This window comes from Pseudomonadales bacterium, assembly GCA_041395945.1.
In the GTDB taxonomy this organism is placed as follows: Bacteria; Pseudomonadota; Gammaproteobacteria; order Pseudomonadales; family Azotimanducaceae; genus SZUA-309.
This window is the reverse complement of record JAWKZN010000003.1, coordinates 166,835-188,943: the sequence shown is the minus strand read 5'-3', so window position 1 is coordinate 188,943 and position 22,109 is coordinate 166,835. Positions and strand designations below refer to the sequence as shown.

The 22,109-nt window shown below is 62.7% G+C and carries 18 protein-coding genes; all 18 read left to right on the top strand.

Annotated features, from left to right (window positions below; genetic code table 11):
* Position 1: 1 nt before the first annotated feature.
* The 18 genes from tsaE to R3E82_21985 all read left to right on the top strand — a co-directional run bounded on the left by tsaE (position 2) and on the right by R3E82_21985 (position 22,071).
* The gene (gene tsaE, locus R3E82_22070; protein ID MEZ5553582.1) at positions 2-436 is read left to right on the top strand and encodes a tRNA (adenosine(37)-N6)-threonylcarbamoyltransferase complex ATPase subunit type 1 TsaE; all 435 of its coding nucleotides are present in this window, start codon (positions 2-4) and stop codon (positions 434-436) included.
* Positions 378-1,733 carry an N-acetylmuramoyl-L-alanine amidase gene (locus tag R3E82_22065; GenBank protein ID MEZ5553581.1) on the top strand — a complete coding sequence of 452 codons (1,356 nt, stop codon included), beginning with the start codon at positions 378-380 and terminating at the stop codon, positions 1,731-1,733. Before tsaE ends, R3E82_22065 begins: the two co-directional genes overlap by 59 nt.
* An 81-nt stretch (positions 1,734-1,814) precedes the next feature.
* Entirely contained in the window at positions 1,815-3,599 is a 1,785-nt protein-coding gene (gene mutL / locus R3E82_22060; GenBank protein MEZ5553580.1) for a DNA mismatch repair endonuclease MutL, read from the top strand.
* Between the two features lie 4 nt (positions 3,600-3,603).
* Positions 3,604-4,551 (top strand): tRNA (adenosine(37)-N6)-dimethylallyltransferase MiaA, encoded by a 948-nt coding sequence (gene miaA, locus R3E82_22055; GenBank protein ID MEZ5553579.1) that lies wholly within the window; start codon positions 3,604-3,606, stop codon positions 4,549-4,551.
* Between the two features lie 166 nt (positions 4,552-4,717).
* Positions 4,718-5,029, top strand: a complete 312-nt coding sequence (gene hfq, locus R3E82_22050; GenBank protein ID MEZ5553578.1) for an RNA chaperone Hfq — start codon at positions 4,718-4,720, stop codon at positions 5,027-5,029.
* Positions 5,030-5,062: 33 nt separating this feature from the next.
* The gene (gene hflX, locus R3E82_22045) at positions 5,063-6,412 is read left to right on the top strand and encodes a GTPase HflX (protein MEZ5553577.1); all 1,350 of its coding nucleotides are present in this window, start codon (positions 5,063-5,065) and stop codon (positions 6,410-6,412) included.
* 119 nt (positions 6,413-6,531) lie between these two features.
* A complete protein-coding gene (gene hflK, locus R3E82_22040; GenBank protein ID MEZ5553576.1) occupies positions 6,532-7,665 on the top strand; it encodes an FtsH protease activity modulator HflK in 1,134 nt (377 codons plus the stop codon).
* A gap of 8 nt (positions 7,666-7,673) precedes the next feature.
* Positions 7,674-8,546: a protease modulator HflC gene (locus R3E82_22035; GenBank protein ID MEZ5553575.1), complete on the top strand. Its 873-nt coding sequence runs from the start codon at positions 7,674-7,676 to the stop codon at positions 8,544-8,546.
* Positions 8,547-8,589: 43 nt separating this feature from the next.
* Entirely contained in the window at positions 8,590-9,765 is a 1,176-nt protein-coding gene (locus R3E82_22030) for an ATP phosphoribosyltransferase regulatory subunit (protein MEZ5553574.1), read from the top strand.
* A gap of 118 nt (positions 9,766-9,883) precedes the next feature.
* Complete coding sequence (locus R3E82_22025) at positions 9,884-11,182, top strand: adenylosuccinate synthase (protein MEZ5553573.1); 1,299 nt, start codon at positions 9,884-9,886, stop codon at positions 11,180-11,182.
* 8 nt (positions 11,183-11,190) lie between these two features.
* Positions 11,191-11,382, top strand: a complete 192-nt coding sequence (locus R3E82_22020; GenBank protein ID MEZ5553572.1) for a Trm112 family protein — start codon at positions 11,191-11,193, stop codon at positions 11,380-11,382.
* Positions 11,383-11,469: 87 nt separating this feature from the next.
* A complete protein-coding gene (gene folE2, locus R3E82_22015) occupies positions 11,470-12,495 on the top strand; it encodes a GTP cyclohydrolase FolE2 (protein ID MEZ5553571.1) in 1,026 nt (341 codons plus the stop codon).
* Between the two features lie 65 nt (positions 12,496-12,560).
* On the top strand, positions 12,561-13,682 hold the full coding sequence (locus tag R3E82_22010) for a beta-ketoacyl-ACP synthase III (protein ID MEZ5553570.1): 1,122 nt from the start codon (positions 12,561-12,563) through the stop codon (positions 13,680-13,682).
* Positions 13,683-13,743: 61 nt separating this feature from the next.
* Complete coding sequence (locus tag R3E82_22005) at positions 13,744-15,417, top strand: class I adenylate-forming enzyme family protein (protein ID MEZ5553569.1); 1,674 nt, start codon at positions 13,744-13,746, stop codon at positions 15,415-15,417.
* A gap of 224 nt (positions 15,418-15,641) precedes the next feature.
* Positions 15,642-16,133: a hypothetical protein gene (locus R3E82_22000; GenBank protein MEZ5553568.1), complete on the top strand. Its 492-nt coding sequence runs from the start codon at positions 15,642-15,644 to the stop codon at positions 16,131-16,133.
* A 120-nt stretch (positions 16,134-16,253) separates the two neighbouring features.
* On the top strand, positions 16,254-17,621 hold the full coding sequence (locus R3E82_21995; protein ID MEZ5553567.1) for a TolC family protein: 1,368 nt from the start codon (positions 16,254-16,256) through the stop codon (positions 17,619-17,621).
* Positions 17,618-18,931: an efflux RND transporter periplasmic adaptor subunit gene (locus R3E82_21990; protein MEZ5553566.1), complete on the top strand. Its 1,314-nt coding sequence runs from the start codon at positions 17,618-17,620 to the stop codon at positions 18,929-18,931. Before R3E82_21995 ends, R3E82_21990 begins: the two co-directional genes overlap by 4 nt.
* Entirely contained in the window at positions 18,928-22,071 is a 3,144-nt protein-coding gene (locus R3E82_21985) for an efflux RND transporter permease subunit (GenBank protein MEZ5553565.1), read from the top strand. Before R3E82_21990 ends, R3E82_21985 begins: the two co-directional genes overlap by 4 nt.
* The last annotated feature ends 38 nt before the right edge of the window (positions 22,072-22,109 follow it).

Here is a 22,109-nt window from a genome sequence, read left to right as displayed (position 1 = left end):
TATGTCACGCCCACCCTCAACCGCGACTTATCTTGCCGATGAAGCAGCGACACTCGCTTTCGGTGAAGCGCTCGGCGCAACGCTCGGAAAGAGTGCGCTGGTCTGCCTCCGCGGGCAGCTCGGTGCTGGCAAGACCACCCTCGTGCGGGGCATACTTCGAGGGTTCGGTCACAGCGGTGCGGTGAAGAGCCCGACCTACACACTGCTCGAGCCCTATGACCTGGACGGCAGGAGTGTCTATCACTTCGATTTCTATCGCATCGTTGACAGTGAGGAACTGGATTTCATCGGTATCGACGAGTTGCTGGATGCGGATGCGATCAAACTCATCGAGTGGCCGGAGCGCGCGGAAGACAGACTGCCGGCGGCCGATGTCGATGTGTTTCTTCAGGTTGATGGCAATGGACGGCGTATTGAAGTCAGCATTCACACTTAGCATCGCATTGATCGCTCTGGCCGCCCTGCCGGCGCATACACAGACGCGCGAGCTCGAAAGCGTGCGCATGCACGAAGCCCCTGACTACACCCGGGTGGTGTTCGACATTTCAGCGGCAGTTCAGTATGAAATGTTCACCCTGGACAATCCCCGGCGTGTCGTCATCGATCTCAGCGATACGCGCGCGGCCCCGGGCTTTGATGGAAATCTGGCAGGTGAAAGTCAGGACCGGGTGAAACAGCTGCGCGGTTCACCCCGCGGCACCGGTTACCGGGTGGTACTCGATCTGAACATGGCGCTGCAGCCGAAGAGTTTCACCCTGGATCCGGTCGCCCCTTACGGACATCGTCTGGTGCTGGATCTGTACCAGAGCGGTGTTGCCCGGGAAGAGCAGAAAGTGGTGCCGAAGCCGGACGGTCGCCGCGATGTGGTGATCGCCATCGATGCCGGTCACGGCGGTGAGGACCCGGGCGCCATCGGTCCCGATGGTATCCGCGAAAAAGACGTGGTGATGAAGATTGCCGACCGCCTCAAGCGCAAGGTGGATGCCGCAGAAGGTTTTCAGGCAGTGCTGGTGCGCCGCGGCGACTACTACCTGGCACACCGGGAGCGCATGGCCGTCGCACGACGGGCGCGGGCGGATCTGTTCATCTCCATTCATGCGGATGCATTCAAAAGTCGGGACGTCTCGGGCGCTTCGGTGTTCGTGCTGTCGGATCATGGCGCTACCAGTGAATCAGCGCGCTGGCTGGCAGAAAAGGAAAACGCTTCGGATCTGATCGGCGGCGTCGGCAATGTCAGCCTCGACGACAAAGACGACCTGGTTCGCAAGGTCATCATGGATCTCTCCATGGACGCGAACCGGGCATCGAGCATCGAAGTGGGTGAGGCGATCGTAGGCCAGCTCGGCGAAATCGGCCGGCTGCACAAGAAGCGGGTGGAGCAGGCGGGCTTCCTGGTGCTGAAATCACCGGATATCCCGTCGGTTCTGGTGGAGACCGGCTTCATATCGAATCCCCCCGAAGCCCGCAGGCTCAACTCTTCCGCCTACCAGGAGAAAGTCGCACACGCGCTCTTTGTCGGACTGCGCGATTATCTCGCCCTGCGCGCGCCCGAGGGCACCCTCGTAGCCTGGCGCCGGGAGCAGGGTGACCAGCGCCATACCGTGGGCCGCGGAGACACCCTGTCCGGGATTGCCGTGCGCTACGGCACCAGCGCCCGTCGTATCAAGGAAGTGAACGGCATGCACAGCGATGTGATCCGGCTGGGACAGGTCATTACCATTCCGGCCGGCTGAGAGTACGCGCATCCGTGCGCACCTACGCGCATCCGTGCGCACCTACGCGCATCCGTGCGCGCAGTCTGCGAGAATGCCCCGATGTCCAGTCGTATCCATCAGCTCAGTGATCTCGTATCCAATCAGATCGCCGCCGGCGAAGTCGTCGAGCGACCGGCCTCACTCGTCAAGGAGCTGCTCGAAAACAGCCTGGATGCCGGTGCCACCCGGCTTGAGATCAGCGCCGAGCAGGGTGGTGTGAAGCGGGTTTCGGTGCGCGACGATGGCGGCGGCATTCACCCGGATGACCTGCGTCTGGCGGTGAGCCGGCACGCCACCAGCAAGATCTCGAGCGCTGAAGACCTGCAGGGTGTGGCGAGCCTGGGATTCCGCGGCGAAGCGCTGGCCAGCATGGCGTCGGTGGCGCGACTGCGCATTGTCAGTCGCACCGACACTTCCCCGGAAGGCTTCGCCATCGAGATCGAAGGCGGTCGGGAAGTTGCTTTTGAACCCCGCGCCCACCCCCGGGGCACCACGGTGGAAGTGGCGGATCTGTTTTTCAACACGCCTGCCCGGCGCAAATTTCTCAAGGCGGAGCGCACCGAGCAGGCCCACATCGAGCGGGTGGTGCGGACCATGAGTCTGGCCCGGTTCGATGTTGCCTTCGAGCTGCAGCAGGGCGGCGGCCGCGGTACCTTGAGCCTGCCCGCAGGCAACCCGCAGCAGCGGCTGGCCCGGGTCCTGGGGCCGGACTTTCCGGAGCGTTCGGTGCCGATCGAGGAATCGGTTGCCGGCCTGCGGCTGCATGGCTGGGTGGGTCTGCCCACCCTGTCCCGAGGGCAGGCGGATCAGCAGTTTTTCTTCGTGAATGGACGTGCCGTAAAGGACAGGCTGGTTGGGCACGCCATCCGGCAGGCATACCGGGACGTGCTCTTCCACGGCCGCCATCCCCTCTTTGTTCTTTATCTGGAGTTGCCGGCAGCGGATGTGGATGTGAACGTGCATCCGACCAAAGACGAGGTCCGCTTCCGGGACACCCGGGGCGTGCACGATTTCGTGTTCGGAAAATTGAACCGGGCGCTGCGGGATCTGCGTCCCGCTGCCGCACCTGCCCCTGCAGTCGCCTCTGCCGCCCGCCACTCGGCACCGCAGACTTTCTCCCAGCCTGCCCTGGCGCTGCACGCCGCCCGGCAGGGAACGGACAGGTTCGACGCGCACGGTCATCGGGCCCTGCACGGCGCGCCTTCAATCTCGCAGGGCGCGCCGTCGGTTGCGGAACCGCTGCCGCGCTCCAGCGATGAGGTCCCACCGCTGGGCTTCGCCATCGCCCAGCTGCACGGTATCTATATTCTCGCCCAGAACAGCGCCGGTCTGGTGGTGGTGGACATGCACGCCGCCCACGAGCGGATCACCTATGAGCGTTTGAAGGCCCAGCAGCAGGCAGGGGCCATTGCCCGGCAACGACTGCTGGTACCCGACGTGCTCAATGTCAGCGAAGCAGACGCCGACCTGCTCGAGGAGGTCGCCGAGCTGTTGCCGGACATGGGTCTGGTGGTGGAACGCAGTGGTCAGCAGGCTGTCACGGTGCGGGAAGTGCCGGCGCTGCTCAATGGCGCCGACTATCAGGCGCTGATCCGGGATCTGCTGGCGGATTTTGCCGAGCTCGGCACGAGTCCGCGCATCGAGACAGCCCGGGAGAGACTGCTGGCAGGTATGGCCTGTCACGGTTCGGTGCGCGCGAATCGTCAGCTCAGCCTGCCGGAAATGAACGCCCTGCTGCGGGACATGGAGCAGACCGAAAACGCCGGCCAGTGTAATCACGGCCGGCCCACCTATCTGCTGCAGTCACTCGCGGAACTGGACGGGTTGTTCCTGCGCGGGCAGTGAGTCGATGACTGCCCCCCTGCCCCCGGTGATCGCCATCACCGGCGCTACCGCCACGGGCAAGACCGAGGTCGCGATAGCGCTCGCCGACCAGCTGCCCGTCTCGCTGATCAGCATCGATTCGGCGATGGTGTACCGGGGCATGGACATAGGCACCGCCAAGCCTGAACCCAACCTGCTGACCCGTTACCCCCATGCCCTGGTGGACATCCGGGATCCGGCCGACACCTACAGCGCGGCAGAATTTCTCCAGGATGCGGACGCCGCTGTAGAGACTGCCCTGGCCGCAGGCCGGGTGCCGGTGCTGGTGGGCGGTACCATGCTCTACCTGCGCAGCTTCCGGGAGGGCCTGGGTGCCATGCCGGCTGCGGATGCGGGTATCCGCGGTCGGCTCCAGAGGGAGGCGCAGTCCGGGGGATGGGGCCCACTCTATCAGAGGCTCGAGCGCGTCGATCCGCCAGCCGCGGCCCGCATCCACCCCAACAACGGTAACCGTATCCAGCGGGCGCTGGAGGTTTTCGAGCTGACCGGACGGCCCCTGTCGAGCTTCTGGGCGGAAGATACCGGCGCTACCCGGCGGCTGGGGGTGCGCCTGCTGGAGTTCGCCATTCAGCCGGACACACGCTCAGCCCTGCATACCCGGATCGAGCAGCGTCTGGTGCGGATGTTCGAAGCAGGTTTTGTGGAAGAGGTGGCCGCCCTGTACCGGCGCGGCGATCTCAGCGGTGACCTTCCGGCGCTGCGATCTGTGGGGTACCGACAGGTCTGGGAGTATCTCGACGGCCGCTTCGAAGAAGCCGAGATGCAGCGTCGTTGCCTTGCCGCCACCCGTCAGCTCGCCAAGCGTCAGCTCACCTGGTTACGAAGCTGGCCTGAGGTTCAGCCACTGGTCTGGGGAGACAGCCGGCATCTTGCAGGGCAGATCGCGGCGGCGGCCCAGCTTGCCTTTTCCTGATCCGGTCGCCATAGTGATTTGGCAATAAAAAGGACGGCAGTCTCCGGACAGGAAGTCTGAAGCACGGCAAATCCGCAGAACGTTAAATCTGCAGATACAGACAGTCCAAAGAAGCGTCTAATTCAGGGAGATCTAAGGCGACTCAAGCCGACTGAAGGAGAGAACCATGTCAAAAGGGCATTCGCTACAAGACCCTTTTCTCAATACTTTGCGCAAGGAGCGGATTCCAGTCTCGATATACCTGGTAAACGGCATCAAGCTGCAGGGTCAGATCGAATCCTTTGATCAGTTTGTGGTGCTGCTGCGTAATTCAGTCAGTCAGATGGTCTATAAACACGCCATTTCAACGGTGGTGCCGTCCCGCAACGTGCGGATTTCCAACACGGACGACACAGAGGAAAGCACGGAGTCGGAAGAAGCCGCCGAAACAAAGCCCAGGACGTCGAGCCGGGCCGCACGGGAGCCTCAGACGCCCTGAGCGCACGGGAGCCAGAACTCCCTAGGAGCATGATTGTTTTTTGATCGTCCGGAAGCCGGCCGCCTCGCGGCCGTTCTCCAGGTCACCATAAAGTCCGGCAGCAGGCGCACCGTCCAGCGCGGATTGGGTGCGGCTGAAGCGCTCAGCGATGCGGACTCCCTCGCGGAATGTGTCGAACTCGCCCGCACCGCGGGACTGGTGGTTGCGGACCGGATTACCGCCGTGCGCGATACCCCGGATCCCCGCTGGTTCATCGGCAGCGGCAAACTGGGGGAGGTCCGGGAGCGCCTGGCGGCCAGCGAGGCGGACCTGTTGATCGTCAACCACGACCTGTCACCGGGTCAGCAGCGCAATCTCGAGAAGGACCTCGGTTGCCGGGTGATGACCCGCACAGAGCTCATTCTGAACATCTTCGCCGGTCGGGCCCGTACCTATGAAGGCCAGTTGCAGGTCGAACTCGCTCAGCTCAAACACGCCCAGACCCGCCTGATCCGGGGCTGGACGCACCTGGACAGACAGAAGGGCGGCATCGGTCTGCGCGGCGCCGGCGAAACCCAGCTGGAAATGGACCAGCGCATGCTCACCGAGCGGATCCAGGCCGCCGCAAAGAAACTCGCCGAAGTCGCCCAGCGACGCCAGCTCGGCCGGAAGCGCCGGCAGCGGACCAACACCCTCACGGTGTCGATGGTGGGCTACACCAACGCCGGAAAATCGACGCTATTCAATGCCCTGACCACCTCCGACGTCCTTGCGGAGGACAAACTGTTCGCCACCCTTGATCCCACCATGCGGCAACTTCAGGTCGACGGAGTCGGGGAAGTGGTGCTCGCCGACACCGTGGGATTCATCAGTCATCTGCCCCATTCCCTGATCGAAGCCTTCAAGGCGACCCTGGAAGAGGTGGCGGGTGCCGACCTGCTGCTTCAGGTGATCGACGCGGCCGCCGATGATCCGGGCGCTCATATTGCAGAAGTCGAGGCGGTGCTGAAGGAAATCGGGGCGCAGGACATCCCCAGACTGCTGGTGTTCAACAAGATCGACGCCCTGGATGCGGCCCATGCGGCCGAGCTGGTCGGCAGGATGCAGGCGGGTGGCAATGCGCTTGCAGTGAGCGCAATCCAGGGCACAGGGCTGGAAGAACTGCGCGCGGCGATCGCCGGGCAGCTGGGTGTCGGGGCCCCGACAGAGGTGCTGATTCCCGCTGAAGATGGTCGGACCAGAGCCCTGCTCTACCGACTCGGAGCTGTAATGGCCGAGCGGCTGCAGGAAGATGGTACACTCGCCTTGACGCTGCGCGCGGACTCGGCGCTGCTGGAGCGGCTTCGCGCCACGCCGAAGGTTCTGTTGCAGCAGGCGCACCCCGTCCCTACACTTTCTCCCTGATCGAACCACGACCGATCGGTTGTCAGACAGACGGCGACCGCAGGTGATGTATTTTCGTCGAGCGGTAATTGAAGAAGCGCGAACACGAAATCCGACTATGAACTCAACTGGAGCAGCAGATGGCCTGGAATGAACCGGGTGGTGGTAACAAAGACCCCTGGGGTGGCCGCGGGGATCAGGGTCCACCGGACCTGGATGAAGCGTTTAAGAAACTGCAGGCACAACTCGCCGGTATTTTCGGCGGTGGCCGTGGTGGCAGTGGCAGCCCTGGTGGTGCCGCATTCAACAGCGGCATGTTTGGACTGATTCTGGCTGTGGCGGCCATCGGCTATGGCGCCTTCGGTCTCTATCAGATCGATGAACAGGAACGCGGTGTCGTGTTCCGCTTCGGCAAAGTGCTGGATGACATCGTCATGCCCGGGTTGCACTGGAACCCGCCTGTTGTCGACCGGGTCGAGAAGGTCAATGTCACCCGGATCGAATCCCTGCGGCATCAGTCGCTGATGCTCACTGAAGATGAAAACATCGTGGATGTCAGCGTGACGGTGCAGTCGGTGGTGAACGACCCCGTGGACTACCTTGTGAAAGTACGCAATCCGCGCAGCAGCCTTGAGAACGCTACTGAGAGTGCCCTGCGCCATGTGGTCGGCAGCTCGATCATGGACCGGGTCATCACCGATGGCCGGGCGGCGGTGGCGGCCGAGGTACAGGAACGTCTGCAGACCTACCTGGACAACTACGGCACCGGCATTCTGGTGAGTAAGGTCACCATTGACGAAAGCGCGCCGCCCAGTCAGGTACGCGATGCGTTCAATGATGTGCAGAAAGCCAAGGAAGACGAACAGCGCACCATCAACGAAGCCACCGCCTATGCAGAAAGCATCATCCCGGAAGCGCGCGGTGAAGCACAGAAAGCCATCGAACAGGCAAACGCGTACAGGGATCGTGTGATTGCCCAGGCCGAAGGTGAAGCGATACGGTTCAACAAGCTGCTGCAGGAGTATCGGCTTGCCGAAAAAGTGACCAGAGACCGACTCTATATCGATGCGATGGAGTCGATCCTGTCGCGAAGCAGCAAGGTGATGGTGGATGTGCAGGGTGGCAACAACATCATGTATCTGCCGCTTGACCGGATGGCCCAGGGCAGCGCGAACGTGAACGTCAATCCGGAATCGGCACGTTCGATCGCAGATGCGCTGCTGAATGAAGTCAACACACGGACCGCACCAACGCGGCCGCGCGAAAGCCGGTAGGTTAAATTATGAGCTTGCGCAATCTGATACTCATTTTCATAGCGGTGGCGGCCATCTTCCTGGCCATGGACAGTGTGTATACCGTTCACCAGGCGGAGCGGGCGATTCTGCTGCGTTTTGGTGCAGTGGTGGAAGCTGATGTACCACCCGGCCTGCACTTCAAACTGCCGATCGCAGAAGAAGTGAAGAAGGCCGATGGTCGGGTACTGACTCTGGATGCCACCCCCCAGACATATCTCACCCTGGAGAAAAAACCGCTCATCGTGGATTCCTTCGCGAAGTTCCGGATCGCCAGCGTGAGCACCTTCTACACGGCCACGAACTTCGACGAACAGCGCGGTGAGCGGATTCTCATGGAGCGGGTCACGGAAGGTCTGCGCAACCAGATCAGCCGGCGCAACATGCATGAAGTGGTATCCGGTGAGCGCGATCAGCTCATGATGGAACTCACAGCGGAACTCAATGAAGTGATGCAGACCACGGCAGGAATGGAAGTCATCGACGTGCGGGTGAAGCGCATTGATCTGCCACCGGACGTGTCGTCTTCCGTTTACGAACGGATGAACTCAGAGCGTCACATCGAAGCCCGTCAGTACCGGGCTCAGGGGCGCGAACTGGCGCTGGGTATCCGCGCCGACGCGGAGCGTCAGACGGTGGTTATCGAGGCTAACGCTTACAAACGTGCCGAAGAACTGCGCGGTGATGGTGACGCGAAATCCGCCGCTGAGTATGCGGCCGCTTTCGGTCAGGATCCGGAGTTCTACTCCTTCTACCGGAGCATCAACGCCTACATGAACATCTTCCAGGATAAGAGTGACCTGCTGGTGCTCGATCCGAGCGGCCAGTTCTTCAAGCATCTGAAGTCCGACAACCAGCGCTGACCACAGGCACGCTGCTGCTCTTTCCGATCCGGCTGGATTGATCATGAATCGAAACTGGCGTCTGCCTGCGGGCATGGACGAACTGCTTCCGCCTGCCGCCTGGTCGCTCGAGCTGCTGCGGCGCCAGGTGCTGGACGTTTTCCAGACCTGGGGTTACGAATACATCGAGCCCCCCATGGTCGACTATCTCGATGCGCTGCTGGTCGGCGCGGATGCGGACATGGATCTGCAGACTCTGAAGGTGGTCGATCAGCGCAGTGGCCGCCTGCTCGGCGTGCGCGCAGATCTGACCGCTCAGGCGGTTCGGGTGGATGCGCACAGCCTGCCGGTCGACGGCGTGCAGCGGCTCTGCTATGCAGGGAACGTGATTCTGGCCAACCCTCTGTCCCCGCTGGAAAGCCGTGTACCGGTGAAGGCGGGTGCAGAACTGTTCGGAGCGCCGACGCTGAATGCAGATGCGGAAGTCATCGCGCTGATGCTGGAAGTGCTGTCCAGGGTCGGGGTGTCAGATCCGATACTGGTGGTGGGGCACATGGGCATTTATCACGCTCTCATCGCCAGGCTGGCGCTGGCACCCGGGCCCGAAGCAGAACTTTTCACCGCTGTGCAGGGTAAGGCTGAAACGGATATTGCAGCGCTGGTCGAGGATCCCGAAGCCCGTCGCATGCTCTGCGAGCTCCCGGATCTGATGGGCGAGGGCGAGGTGCTCGAGAGAGCGAGAGTCAGCCTGGCTGCGGTGCCGGCCGCGCTGACCGCGATCGATGAGCTCAGCCGGCTGGCTGATCTGCTGAAGACGCAGACTCCCGGACTGCGCCTGCGCTTCGATCTGGCGGAACTGGTGGGCTACGGCTATCACAACGGCCCCGTGTTCTCGGCCTATCAGGCGGACCAGGGCAGGGCGCTCGCCAGGGGTGGCAGGTATGACGGAATCGGTGCAGGCTTTGGTCGCTCCCGTCCGGCCACCGGTTTCGATATCGGCCTGAAAGAACTGGTGATCAATGGGCAGGGGTCCCCTGCCATCTGGGTGCCCTGGTCGGAAGGGCTGACTGCGGAGGCCGCCACCCGGCGATCGGCTGCTGTAGCCGCATTGCGCGAGGCCGGTGAGGTTGTGGTGATGGCGCTCAGCGGAGATGATGCTCCGCCGCCGCGCTGTGACAGGTCGCTGGTGGCGCAGAAAGCAGACTGGGTCGTTGAGAATCTGCGCGCAATGAAGTCCTGAGAGACAGACCCGTCTGAAAGACTGACCTGTCTGAAAGACTGACCTGTCTGAAAGACAGACGTGTACCGAAGAATCAGTGCCTGGTCCGTGAGAGGACCGGCAGCAACGGACGGAATGAATGGGACGGAATGTAGTAGTCATCGGCACCCAGTGGGGCGACGAAGGCAAAGGTAAAATCGTCGATCTGCTGACGGATCGGGTGGATGCGGTTGTGCGCTTTCAGGGCGGCCACAATGCGGGCCACACCCTGGTGATCGAGGGCAGAAAAACGGTCCTGCACCTGATTCCGTCCGGCATTCTGCGCCCCAACGTGCAGTGTTTCATCGGTAACGGCGTGGTGCTCGAGCCCAATGCCCTGATGCAGGAGGTGGAGCGCCTTGAAGCCGGCGGCGTGCCCGTGCGGGAGCGGCTGTTCATCTCCCCCGCCTGTCCGCTGATTCTGCCCTATCACGTGGAACTGGATCTGGCCCGGGAAAAAGCCCGGGGTGCGCTGAAGATCGGCACCACCGGTCGCGGCATCGGCCCGGCCTACGAAGACAAGGCTGCCCGCCGCGGTGTGCGGCTGGGCGACCTCTATTACTGGCAGGGTTTCGCGGCAAAGCTCGCCGAGGTGATGGAGTACCACAACTTCATGCTGGTGAATTACTACCGCACCAGCCCCGTGGATTTTGCCGAGACACTGGAAAGCTGCGCTCAGGTGGCAGAACAGATCAAGCCCATGGTGGCGGACGTGGTGCCGATGCTGCACGCGCTGCGGGAACGCAACGCCTCACTGCTTTTCGAAGGCGCCCAGGGAGCGCTGCTCGATGTCGATCTGGGCACCTATCCCTACGTGACCTCTTCAAACACCACCGCCGGTGGCACAGCCATTGGCAGCGGCTTCGGACCCACCTACCTGGATTACGTGCTGGGTATCACCAAGGCCTATTCCACCCGGGTGGGCTCCGGCCCCTTTCCCACCGAGCTTTTCGACGACACGGGGAAACGACTGGCCGAGCGTGGTCACGAATTCGGTTCCACTACCGGCCGTCCGCGCCGCTGCGGCTGGTTCGATGCGGTCGCTCTGCGCCATGCGGTGCAGATCAACAGCATTTCCGGACTGTGCCTGACCAAGCTCGATGTGCTGGACGGGCTGGAGCAGATCCGCATCTGCACCGGCTACGAACTGCCGGACGGGGTCGTCGGCAGCGCCCGGTTTGCCAGCGAGTACTACGCGGACATCAAACCCGTCTACGAAACCGTGGAAGGCTGGCAGGACAGCACCCTGGGCATCCGGCGCTACGACGATCTGCCAAGGAACGCGAAAGCCTATCTGACCCGGATTTCGGAAACCGTCGGAGCGCCCATCGACATCATCTCCACCGGCCCCGATCGGGAAGAGACCATCGTGCTGAAAGACCCCTTCGTGGAGGCCTGATCATGGCACTGGATTCAAAACTGCTCGAACTGCTGGTCTGTCCGGTCAGCAAGACGTCGCTGGTCTACAAACGGGAACTTGAAGAGCTCTGGTGCCGGGGCAGCGGGCTTGCCTATCCTATCCGGGATGGCATTCCGGTCATGCTCGAAGAAGAAGCCCGGCAGCTCACCGCCGAGGAGCGGGAAAGCCTGCGGGACTGACACCCGCTGCACGCCGGCTCCCCCCTGTGACAGCCCCGAAACCGCAAACCCCGGGTGCTGGTGTTCCCTTCCGGACGATTGGTTACAATGCCAGGCCCGATGCTGTGCGAACGTGGTCATCCCGTGCACGGAATCGACAGACATGAAGTACCGTCAGATATGAACAAGGCCGAACTGATTACTCTCAACAGCATGCCCGATGTGGCGCGCGACCAGCTCCAGGCCCCCCAGGGCACGCTGGACTGGGTGGGTATGGCGGACATCCGCCAGCCACTGCTGATAAGAGATGGAGGCGCAACACGCCAGGTGCAGGCCCGGGTGCAGATTTATGTGGATCTGGGTGACGAACTCGCCAAGGGCATCCACATGTCGCGCCTTTACCTGATTCTCGATGAACACGCCGAGACCCGGCCACTGTCCACTGCGGGGCTGAAGCTCCTGCTGCGCAGCCTTATCGAATCCCATCGGGATCTTTCCACCCGCGCCTTTGTGCAGTTCGAATTCGACTACTACCTGCGTCGTCCCGCACTGGTCAGCGACAATTCCGGCTGGAATTCCTACCCGGTGATCCTCAAAGGCACCCTCGATGCAGACGGCATCGTGCTGGAGCTGGAGCTCGGTGTGCAGTATTCGTCCACCTGCCCGTGCTCGGCGGCATTGGCGCGGCAGCTTATTCAACATCAGTTCGAAACGGACTTCGGCACCATGGGGCAGGTTTCGATCAGCGACGTGACCGCCTGGCTGGGCTCTGAGCAGGGCGTGGTGGCCACGCCCCACAGTCAGCGCAGCGATGCGAAGCTGAAGGTGCGGCTCGCAGAAGGACTGGAGGAATTCCCAATCACCGATCTGGTGGATGCGGTGGAAGATGCGCTGAAGACACCGGTGCAGACAGCGGTGAAGCGGGAAGACGAGCAGGAGTTCGCCCTGCTCAATGGCCAGAACCTGATGTTTGTGGAAGACGCCGGTCGCAAACTGAAAGCGCGACTGGGTGCCGATACCCGACTGGCGGACTTCTGGGTGCGAGTCGAACACCATGAATCTCTGCATGCCCATGATGCGGTCGGTGTGTTCAGCAAAGGCATCGAAGCGGGCTATCGCCCGGTGCCCGAATAACCTCAGCCTTCATGGTATGCGCTGAGACTCACTTCCGATCCTGACCACAGTAGACGAGGCGCGCCATGCATCAGGTTGTCATCAGTGGAGCCGCCGTCTGGCGCCCCGAACACACGATCACCAATGAAGAGCTGGTGAACAGTTACAACGCCTATGCCAGCGCCTTCAACGCCAGCCACCAGGGAGAGATCGAAAGAGGCGCAGTTGCTTCGATGCCGCTGTCCAGTGTGGAGTTCATCGAGAAAGCATCCGGTATCCGCCAGCGTTACGCCTATGTGAAAGACGGTGTGCTCGATATTGATCGCATGCGTCCGCGCATCGAACGCCGCGCCGAGAACGAACTTTCCCATCAGGCCGAAATGGCTCTCAATGCCGCGCGACCCGCCCTCGCAGCTGCGAAGAAAACGGGTGCCGATATCGACATGGTGATCGTCTCCTGTGCCTACACGGAGCGCTCCTATCCGGCGCTGGCCATCGAAGTACAGCATGAGCTCGGGATCAGCGGTTCTGGATTCGACATGCTGGTCGCCTGTTCAGCGGCAACTTTTGCGCTGCAGCGCGCGCACGATGCGATTGCCGCGGGATCTGCATGTGCTGTGCTGGTGATTAATCCTGAACTCACCTCTCCCCAGGTGAACTATCGGGACCGGGACAGTCATTTCATTTTCGGCGATGTGGCGACTGCCATGGTTCTGGAACGTGCGGAGACCTGTCGGTCCACGCACAGCTACGAGATTCTCGGAACGAAGGCCCAGACGGTCTTCTCCAACAACATCCGCTCGAATTTCGGTTACCTGGCCAATGCGGAAGACGTGGATCCCTTCGGTGCAGACAACCTCTTTCACCAGAACGGCCGCAGTGTTTTCAAGGATGTCTGCCCGATGGCGGCCGAACACCTGAAGTCGCAGATAGAAGCGGTGGATCTGGAGGTCGGGCAGATCAACCGCTGGTGGCTGCATCAGGCCAACATCAACATGAATACGCTGATCACCCGGAAACTGATCGGGCGGGACACCACCCAGGCCGAAGCGCCCATTGTGCTCGACGAATTTGCCAACACCGCTTCTGCCGGCTCGATCATCGCCTTCTGTCTGCACCATGAAGATCTCAGCGCCGGTGACTGCGGGGTCATCTGTTCCTTTGGCGCCGGTTACTCTATCGGGTCTCTGGTGTTGCGGAAGCGCTGAACAGGATGCTGAGACTGCCCAGACTCTGACGCTCACACTTCTTCCGGGAGAGCCCACGTCCGTGACCACCAGAACCGAAGCGCTGCGCCAGCTCACCGCACCCGGTGAACCTCACGAGCTTATTCAGACAGACGTTCATGGTCACAGGTACCGTGTTTTCAGGAATGCACCGGCGACATTGCGGGCGCTTTACGAAGAGGCCCGCAGTGATCTGACCTTTCTCGTCTATGCGGATGAGCGGCTGAGTTTCGACGAGACCTGGCAGAAGGCCGCCCGCATCGCCACGCTGCTGGTAAACGAATACGGCATCGTCGAAGGCGACCGGGTCGCCATTTCCATGCGCAACTTTCCCGAGTGGGTGCTCGCCTTCTGTGCGGTGACTTCCGTCGGCGGTGTGGCGGTGGCCATGAACGCTCTGTGGCAGCCGGATGAAATGGCTTACGGTCTGCAGGACAGCGGTGCGAAGGTGCTGTTCGCGGATCAGGAGCGTCTCGATCGTCTGTCTCAGTGCGAGCATCTGCCTGAGGGTCTCGCCGTGCTGGCGGTGCGCACAACGAAGCCGCTCGCGCAGGGTGCGATCGCGCTGGAAGACGCCCTGGCGAAGATCGGCGCTGTGGACATGCCGGCTGCGGCGATCGGGCCGGATTCGGATGCCACCATCATTTACACCTCGGGCTCCACCGGGCACCCGAAGGGCGCGCTGTCGAGTCACCGCAACATCCTCACCGCTCTGCTGTCCTGGGAACTGGATGCTAAAGCTGGCGCGCTGGAGCTTGGTCTGGAAGTGCCGGTACCGGACAGTCAGCCCGGAACGCTGCTCGCCGTGCCCCTGTTCCATGCCACCGGTTCCCACGCCGTGTTTCTCGCCTCCTTTCGCGCTCAGCGACGGCTGGTGTGCATGTACAAATGGGACGTCGAGCGCGCGGCCGAACTGATCGAGCAGGAGCGCATCACCAGCTTTGTCGCACCCGCCGCGATGACGGGCGATCTGGTGCAGGCTGCCATGCGCACCAACCGCGATCTAAGTTCGCTTGCCACCGTCGGCGGTGGTGGTGCGCCGCGGGCGCCGGAACAGGTGCGCCGGATTGGTGCGACCTTCGCGAAGGCCATGCCCAATACCGGCTGGGGCATGACGGAAACCAATGCCATCGGCACGGGCATCGGTGGTCAGGACTACCTCGAACACCCGGCCAGCGCCGGGCGTGCCTCGGCGGTGGTTGACCTGCGCATCGTCGATGAAAGCGGTCGCGAGCTGCCAGCCGGCGAACGCGGTGAGCTGCAGATCCGCGGCGCTTCGGTGATCCGCGGTTACTGGCAGCGACCGGACGGCAACGCGGAAACCTTCGTTGATGGCTGGTTGCGCACGGGTGATGTGGCCTACATCGATGCCGAGGGCTATCTGTACATCGTCGACCGGATCAAGGATCTGGTGATTCGCGGCGGTGAGAACATCGGCTGCGGCGCGGTGGAATCCGCGCTGCTCGAGCATCCGGATGTGCTCGAAGCGAGCGTTTACGGTGTACCCGATGAGCGTCTCGGCGAAGAAGTGGGTGCAACCGTGCATGTACGGGGTGATCTGGATGAGGCGGCGCTGCGGGACTTTCTGGTGCCGCGTCTGGCCCGCTTCGAGATTCCGCGCTATTTCCATTTTGCACCGGAGCCGCTGCCGCGGACCGCATCGGGGAAGATTCTCAAGCGCCGGTTGCGGGACGAAGCGGCGGCGCGGCTGGGGTGAGTCGTACGGCCATCAAACTTCCGGAAAGAGGTTGATCAGGGCGTGGGCGAGGACGGGTACTCCCGGACCTCGCTCGGCAGCTCCGCTGTGCCCTCGTTTGGCGTTTTGCCTCGCGTGAGGAACACGCGAGTCAACCCACCGAGTGGGCGCAGTTGTGTCCCGGGTCTCGCAAAATCCAGGGGAACTGGTCAATACTGATAGAAATCGGAGACCGGCAGCAGACCGTGAGACGGAAGACCGACAGCAGATCACCGGCACCCTGGGCGCGTCATGCGCTCACGCTGCTGGCTGTGGTGTGGCTGAACGTCGCCGTGCAGCCCTGTGTCATGGCGCTGACACCCGATGTCGGTGCCCCCGCGACGAAGCTGCTCGGCACAGCGCCGGATTCCGGTGCCCCGGACAGGCACCATTGCCCCCATTGTCCACCAGCCCAGGCGCGCACCGTTTCGGAGCACAGCGCCGGCCCGGCTCAGCCCGAGCCGGGCGGCCATCAGGGTCATGGTGGCGGGGCGACCGGGATCAGTGACGCCGCTGACGCTCAGGCGACCCCGGGCAGTTGTGTCGATACCGGGTCTGACTGCGGGGCTTTCGACGCTACCCCACCAGAACGCCAGGGTGTTGACCTCAAGGTCAAGCCCGGCGCCGGGCTTGCATACCTGGCGCCGGCCTGGCCGGCGGTCGTGATCCGCCGGTACAGCGGGCTGCCCCCCCGCTGACGAACCCTCTCCTATCTGCCGGGACCCCCACCCGCCCTCAACTGCCTGCACTGTGTTTATCTGAAATAGCCACTCTCCAGCGTTCTGCCCGTTTACGGTCATCGACGATGGAGAAAGGTCATGTGGAGTTTTTTTCGCGGCGGGGTTGAGTCCCGCCATTCGGCTGCATCAGCCAGATCAGCCAGATCAGATCAATCTCGGGACTGGCTGCGGTGGGGCCTGTCCGCCCTGCTGGTGCTGGGCGCTCCCGCCCCTGCTGCCGAACCGGAGTCCTTACGAGCGTCTGCTTCGACGCAACTGCGGACCCTTACCCTGGCAGAGGCGGAGAATCTCGCCTTGCAGTCCGAACCCGGCCAGTTGGCCTGGCTGGCCCGGGCGGCTGCCTTTGAGTCCCGGTCGGTGGCGGCGGGCGAACTGCCTGATCCGTCGCTGCGGATCGGGCTTGCCAATCTGCCTGTCGATTCCGGCAGTTTCAGCGCAGAGCCCATGACCCAGGCCCAGATCGGTCTGCGCCAGGCCTTCCCGCCGGGCCGGTCCAGATCTCTGAGCACCCGGGAGATGCACTATCAGGCGCTGGAGATGTCCCGCAGTGCTGAGGCGCGTGCCCGGGATGTGCTGAGTTCGCTGCGACTGAGCTGGATCGACGCCGTCTACCAGTATCGGGCGCACAACCTCATCGCCTCTTCCCGGCCACTGTTTGCAGACCTGGTGCAGATCACCCGATCCCTGTACGGGGTCGGGCGGCGGGATCAGCAGGATGTGCTGCAGGCGGAGCTCGAGCTGTCCCGGCTCGAAGACCGTTTACTGGAAATCGACCGGCAGCGGGCCCGCGCCCGGGCAGATCTCGGTCAGTGGGTGGGGGCCGCAGCCGGGCGGCCTCTGCCGGAGTCCCTCCCGGAATGGGCCGACCCGCCGCCGATCGCGACGCTGCGTGAACGGCTCGTCGGCCATCCCATACTGGATGCGACCAATGCCCGCATCGCGGCCCGGGAGACCGCTGTGGATCTGGCACGCCAGAGCTACCGCCCGGGCTGGGCGGTGGAGGTGGGTTACGGCTACCGCGACGGCCGGGATGCAGACGGTGACCCCCGGTCGGACTTTTTCAGCGTGGCAGTCAGCGTTGATCTGCCCCTGTTCACCGGTAACCGCCAGGATCAGCGGGTATCCGCCGCGATCAGTGAGTCCGCCGCGGCACAGGCCGGTCGGGATGAGCAGCTGCGGCGTCTCGATCGCGCGCTGGCGGTGGAGTATGCCCGCTGGCAGGACACCTCGCGGCGCATCGCCCTCTACGAGACCCGCATCCTCGAGCAGGCCGAAGACCAGTCCCGGGCTGCGTTACTGGCTTATCAGAGTGATGCGGGAGATTTTGCAGACGTGATGCGCAGCGCCATCGCGCTGCTCGATCTGCGCATCGATCATCTGCGCCTCCTCACCGAGCGCGCCTACAGCCACGTGCAGCTGGCCAATCTTGGGGGATTGTCGATATGAACGTTGAGAAAACCGGAACCGGGCTGCGTGGCGGTCGCATCGCCACCTTTGCAGTGGTGCTGATCATGGGTGTCGTCATCGGGTATCTGGCCGGGCCGGGTGAGGTATCGGATCCGGCCACGGGGCCGGACACCGGCGTGCAACCTGCTCCAGCCGCGCAGGCGCAAAGGGAGATTCTCTACTGGAAAGCGCCGATGGATCCGAATTATCGGCGGGACAGACCGGGCAAGTCCCCGATGGGCATGGATCTGGTCCCGGTCTATGCAGACGAAGCCAACAAAGCAGGCGGTGCGGACAACCTGGTGCGGATCGATCCGGCGGTAACCGCCAGTCTTGGTATCCGCACCGGGGTGGCACAGTTCGGCCCGCTGCAGCGCCAGCTGCACAGTGTCGGCTATATCGGCTTTGATGAGGATACCCTGCACCACATTCACGTCCGGGTTGAGGGCTGGATCGAAGCCCTCACCGTGCATTCGATCGGTGACGCCGTGCGCCGCGGGCAGACCCTGTTCGAAATCTATTCGCCGACCCTGGTCAACGCTCAGGAAGAATTCCTCGCCGCACAGCGCAGCAGCAATGCGGCGCTGCGCGAAGCCTCGGGTGCACGGCTGCGCGCCTTCGGTGTCAGCGAAGCGGAGATTGCGCGCCTGGGCCGCGATCGTAATGTTAGACAGCGGGTGCCCGTGATTGCCCCCGCGGATGGGGTGGTCACCGCGCTTGGCGCCCGCCACGGCATGTACATCACACCCATGACCGAGGTGATATCGATCGCCGGTATCGACCAGGTGTGGCTGCTTGCGGAGATCTTCGAGCGCCAGTCGAGCTGGGTGCAGGCAGGCGCGCCGGTGGTTGTCGAAATCGAATCGATTCCGGATCGGCAATGGCGCGGCCGGGTCGACTACGTGTATCCGGAACTCGATGCGAAAACCCGCACGCTGCGGGCGCGAGTGGGACTGGACAATTCCGACGGTGTGCTGCGACCGAACCTGTTTGCCCGTGTGGCGATCGACACACCGGCTACCGCGCCGGTGGTGCATGTGCCGGCCGAGGCCGTCATCCGCGGAGAGCGTGTCAGCCGGGTGGTGGTGGATCTCGGTGGCGGCCGTTATCAGGTCCGCAGCGTGGAACTCGGCATCGAATCCGCAGATCGGGTCGCCATTCTCAAGGGCATCAGCGCCGATGAGTCGGTCGTAGTGTCCGGGCAGTTTCTTATCGATTCGGAATCGAACGCGGGCTCTGCGTTGGGCCGCATGTCAGATCACGCTCATCAGGGCTCCAGCATCAGTGATCACTCGAGGCATCAGCCATGATCGCCGAACTCATCCACTGGTCCATCAGGAACCGTTTCCTGGTCCTGATCGCCACCGGTTTTCTGCTGGCAGGCGGACTCTACTCGCTTCGGCAGACGCCGGTAGACGCACTGCCGGATCTCTCCGATGTGCAGGTGATCATCAAGACTTCTTATCCGGGGCAGGCACCCCAGGTGGTGGAAGATCAGATCACCTACCCGTTGACCACGGCTATGCTGGCCGTGCCCAAGGCGGTCACGGTGCGGGGTTATTCGTTTTTCGGCGACTCATATGTCTACGTGCTCTTCGAAGACGATACCGACCTCTACTGGGCGCGCTCCCGGGTGCTCGAATACCTCAGTCAGGTAGCGCCGCGGCTGCCCGAAGGCGCGCGGCCGGCGCTGGGACCGGATGCCACCGGTGTCGGCTGGATCTACGAGTACGCACTCGTTGACCGCAGCGGCCAGCACGATCTCGCGCAGCTGCGCAGTCTCCAGGACTGGTTCCTGAAATTCGAACTGCAGACGGTGCCGGGTGTGGCCGAAGTCGCCACGATCGGCGGTATGGTCAGGCAGTACCAGGTGGTGGTGGATCCATACCGGTTGCGCGCCTATGGCCTGCCGCTGGGCAGGGTGATCGATGCGGTGCGTGCTGCCAACGGCGAAGCCGGGGGTTCGGTGATCGAAATGGCGGAAGCGGAGTACATGGTGCGCAGCACCGGCTACCTCAAGGGTCTCGAAGATCTGGCACTGGTTCCGGTGAGTGTTGATGACAAGGGTGTGCCCGTGCTGCTGAAGGATGTGGCCCAGTTGCGCATCGGTCCGCAGATGCGGCGCGGTATTGCGGAACTCGATGGCGAAGGTGAAGTGGTGGGTGGTGTGATCGTGATGCGCATGCAGGGCAATGCATCGAGCACGATCGAAGCGGTGCGCAAACGTCTGGAAATGCTGCAGGCGAGCCTCCCCGACGGGGTGGAAATCGTCACCACTTACGATCGTGCCGCGCTGATCGAGCGGGCTGTAGACAATCTGCAGGAGAAGCTCGTCGAGGAACTGCTCACCGTCGGGCTGGTCTGTGCACTGTTTCTGTTTCACCTGCGTTCGGCTGCGGTGGTGATCGTGAGTCTGCCGATCGGCATACTGGCTGCCTTCGTAGTCATGCATCTGCAGGGCATCAACGCCAACATCATGTCCCTTGGCGGCATCGCCATCGCGATCGGCACCATGGTGGATGGGGCAATCGTGATGATCGAAAACCTGCACAAGCACATCGAGCGGGAACCGCTGACGCCGGAAAACCGCTGGCGCATCGTTGCTGAAGCCGCCGTCGAGGTGGGGCCGCCGCTGTTCTTTTCCCTGCTGGTGATCACCCTGAGCTTCCTGCCGGTTTTCACCCTGGAAGCACAGGAAGGGAGACTGTTCTCTCCGCTGGCCTATACAAAGACCTATGCGATGGCCGCTGCCGCCGCACTGTCGGTCACGCTTGTGCCGGTGCTGATGGGTTACTTCATTCGCGGACGCATCCGTTCCGAACACAGCAATCCGCTCAATCGGCTGATGATGACCGCCTACCGGCCGGTCATCAGTGCTGTCATCCGACACCCACGGACGACGCTCGCTGTTGCGTTGCTGATTCTGCTGGTGGGTGTGTGGCCTCTGCCGAGACTCGGTTCGGAATTCATGCCCTCCCTCGATGAAGGTGATCTGATGTACATGCCTACAACGCGGCCAGGCATTTCCATCGACAAGGCGCGGGAGATCCTCCAGCAGACCGACAGGCTCATCCGTCAGGTGCCGGAGGTGAAAACCGTGTTCGGCAAGATCGGTCGTGCGGAGACGGCCACCGATCCGGCACCCCTGACCATGATTGAAACCCTCATTCAGTTCAAACCAAGGGAGCAGTGGCGGGAGGGCATGACGCCGGAGCGCCTGCGTGCCGAGCTCGATCGGAGTGTGCAGATTCCAGGTCTGACCAATGCCTGGGTCATGCCGATCAAGACCCGCATCGACATGCTGGCCACCGGCATCAAGACTCCGCTGGGTATCAAGGTTGCCGGCCCGGATCTCGCCGTGATCGAAGAAATCGGTCGTGCCCTGGAGAAGGCGCTGGCGGATGTGCCGGGTCTGGCATCGGTTTATTCGGAGCGGGTCACCGGTGGTCGCTATGTGGAGGTCGACATAGATCGTGCACGCGCCGCCCGCTACGGAATGAACATCGCGGACGTGCAGATGATCGTGCGCTCCGCCGTCGGTGGTATGAATGTCACGGAAACCGTGGAAGGGCTGGAGCGTTATCCGGTGAACGTCCGCTATCCCCAGGGAGAGCGGGATTCGCTGGAGCGGCTCGAGCTGCTGCCCATCGTCACACCGGGCGGCGCGCACATCACGCTCGCGGATGTCGCCGACATCCGCATCACCGATGGGGCTCCCATGTTGAAAAGCGAGAACGCGCGTCTCAACGGCTGGACCTATGTGGATGTGATCGACCGGGATCTCGGCTCCTTCGTGGCGGAAGCGCAGCGTGTGGTGGCCGAGCGGGTTGATCTGCCGACCGGTTACTCGCTGGGCTGGTCGGGACAGTACGAATACATGGTCCGCGCCCAGGAGCGTCTTTCCGTGGTGGGGCCTGTTACGCTCGCGATCATCGTGTTTCTTCTGTATCTGAATTTCCGTCGGGTGCCCGAAGTGGTGATGATTCTCGGTACCCTGCCACTGGCCCTGGTCGGCGGTATCTGGCTGCTCTATCTGCTCGACTACAATCTCTCTGTCGCTGTGGGAGTGGGCTTCATTGCCCTGGCCGGTGTCGCGGTCGAAACCGGCGTGGTTATGCTGGTGTATCTGAATCAGGCACTGCATCGGCAGGAGACCGAGGCGCAGCTGCAACGGCGCGGACTGAGTCTGCAGGATGTGCGCAAAGCGGTGCTGGACGGCTCGGTGTTGCGCGTGCGCCCGGTGCTGATGACTGTAGCGGCCACAATTGCCGGCCTCGTACCCGTGATGCTGGGCAGCGGCACAGGCTCGGAGGTCATGCGGCGCATCGCCGCCCCCATGGTGGGCGGTATGATCAGCGCAACCCTGCTGACCCTGATTGTGATCCCTGCGCTGTTTCTGATCTGGAAGGGACGTGGTAAAAACCGTGTGGTTGCTGATGCGGAAGTCTGACGCCCGCATCGCTGCAGGCAGCATTTGCTGAGGAGAAA

Excerpts from the sequence above, each read along its gene's own strand:
- R3E82_22025 (MEZ5553573.1), top strand. The coding sequence starts at position 9,884 with ATGGGACGGAATGTAGTAGTCATCGGCACCCAGTGGGGCGACGAAGGC.
- R3E82_21990 (MEZ5553566.1), top strand. The coding sequence starts at position 17,618 with ATGAACGTTGAGAAAACCGGAACCGGGCTGCGTGGCGGTCGCATCGCC.
- R3E82_22065 (MEZ5553581.1), top strand. The coding sequence starts at position 378 with ATGTGTTTCTTCAGGTTGATGGCAATGGACGGCGTATTGAAGTCAGCA.
- tsaE (MEZ5553582.1), top strand. The coding sequence starts at position 2 with ATGTCACGCCCACCCTCAACCGCGACTTATCTTGCCGATGAAGCAGCG.
- R3E82_21995 (MEZ5553567.1), top strand. The coding sequence starts at position 16,254 with ATGTGGAGTTTTTTTCGCGGCGGGGTTGAGTCCCGCCATTCGGCTGCA.
- mutL (MEZ5553580.1), top strand. The coding sequence starts at position 1,815 with ATGTCCAGTCGTATCCATCAGCTCAGTGATCTCGTATCCAATCAGATC.
- R3E82_22010 (MEZ5553570.1), top strand. The coding sequence starts at position 12,561 with ATGCATCAGGTTGTCATCAGTGGAGCCGCCGTCTGGCGCCCCGAACAC.
- hflK (MEZ5553576.1), top strand. The coding sequence starts at position 6,532 with ATGGCCTGGAATGAACCGGGTGGTGGTAACAAAGACCCCTGGGGTGGC.
- R3E82_21985 (MEZ5553565.1), top strand. The coding sequence starts at position 18,928 with ATGATCGCCGAACTCATCCACTGGTCCATCAGGAACCGTTTCCTGGTC.
- hfq (MEZ5553578.1), top strand. The coding sequence starts at position 4,718 with ATGTCAAAAGGGCATTCGCTACAAGACCCTTTTCTCAATACTTTGCGC.
- R3E82_22035 (MEZ5553575.1), top strand. The coding sequence starts at position 7,674 with ATGAGCTTGCGCAATCTGATACTCATTTTCATAGCGGTGGCGGCCATC.
- miaA (MEZ5553579.1), top strand. The coding sequence starts at position 3,604 with ATGACTGCCCCCCTGCCCCCGGTGATCGCCATCACCGGCGCTACCGCC.
- folE2 (MEZ5553571.1), top strand. The coding sequence starts at position 11,470 with ATGCCAGGCCCGATGCTGTGCGAACGTGGTCATCCCGTGCACGGAATC.
- R3E82_22030 (MEZ5553574.1), top strand. The coding sequence starts at position 8,590 with ATGAATCGAAACTGGCGTCTGCCTGCGGGCATGGACGAACTGCTTCCG.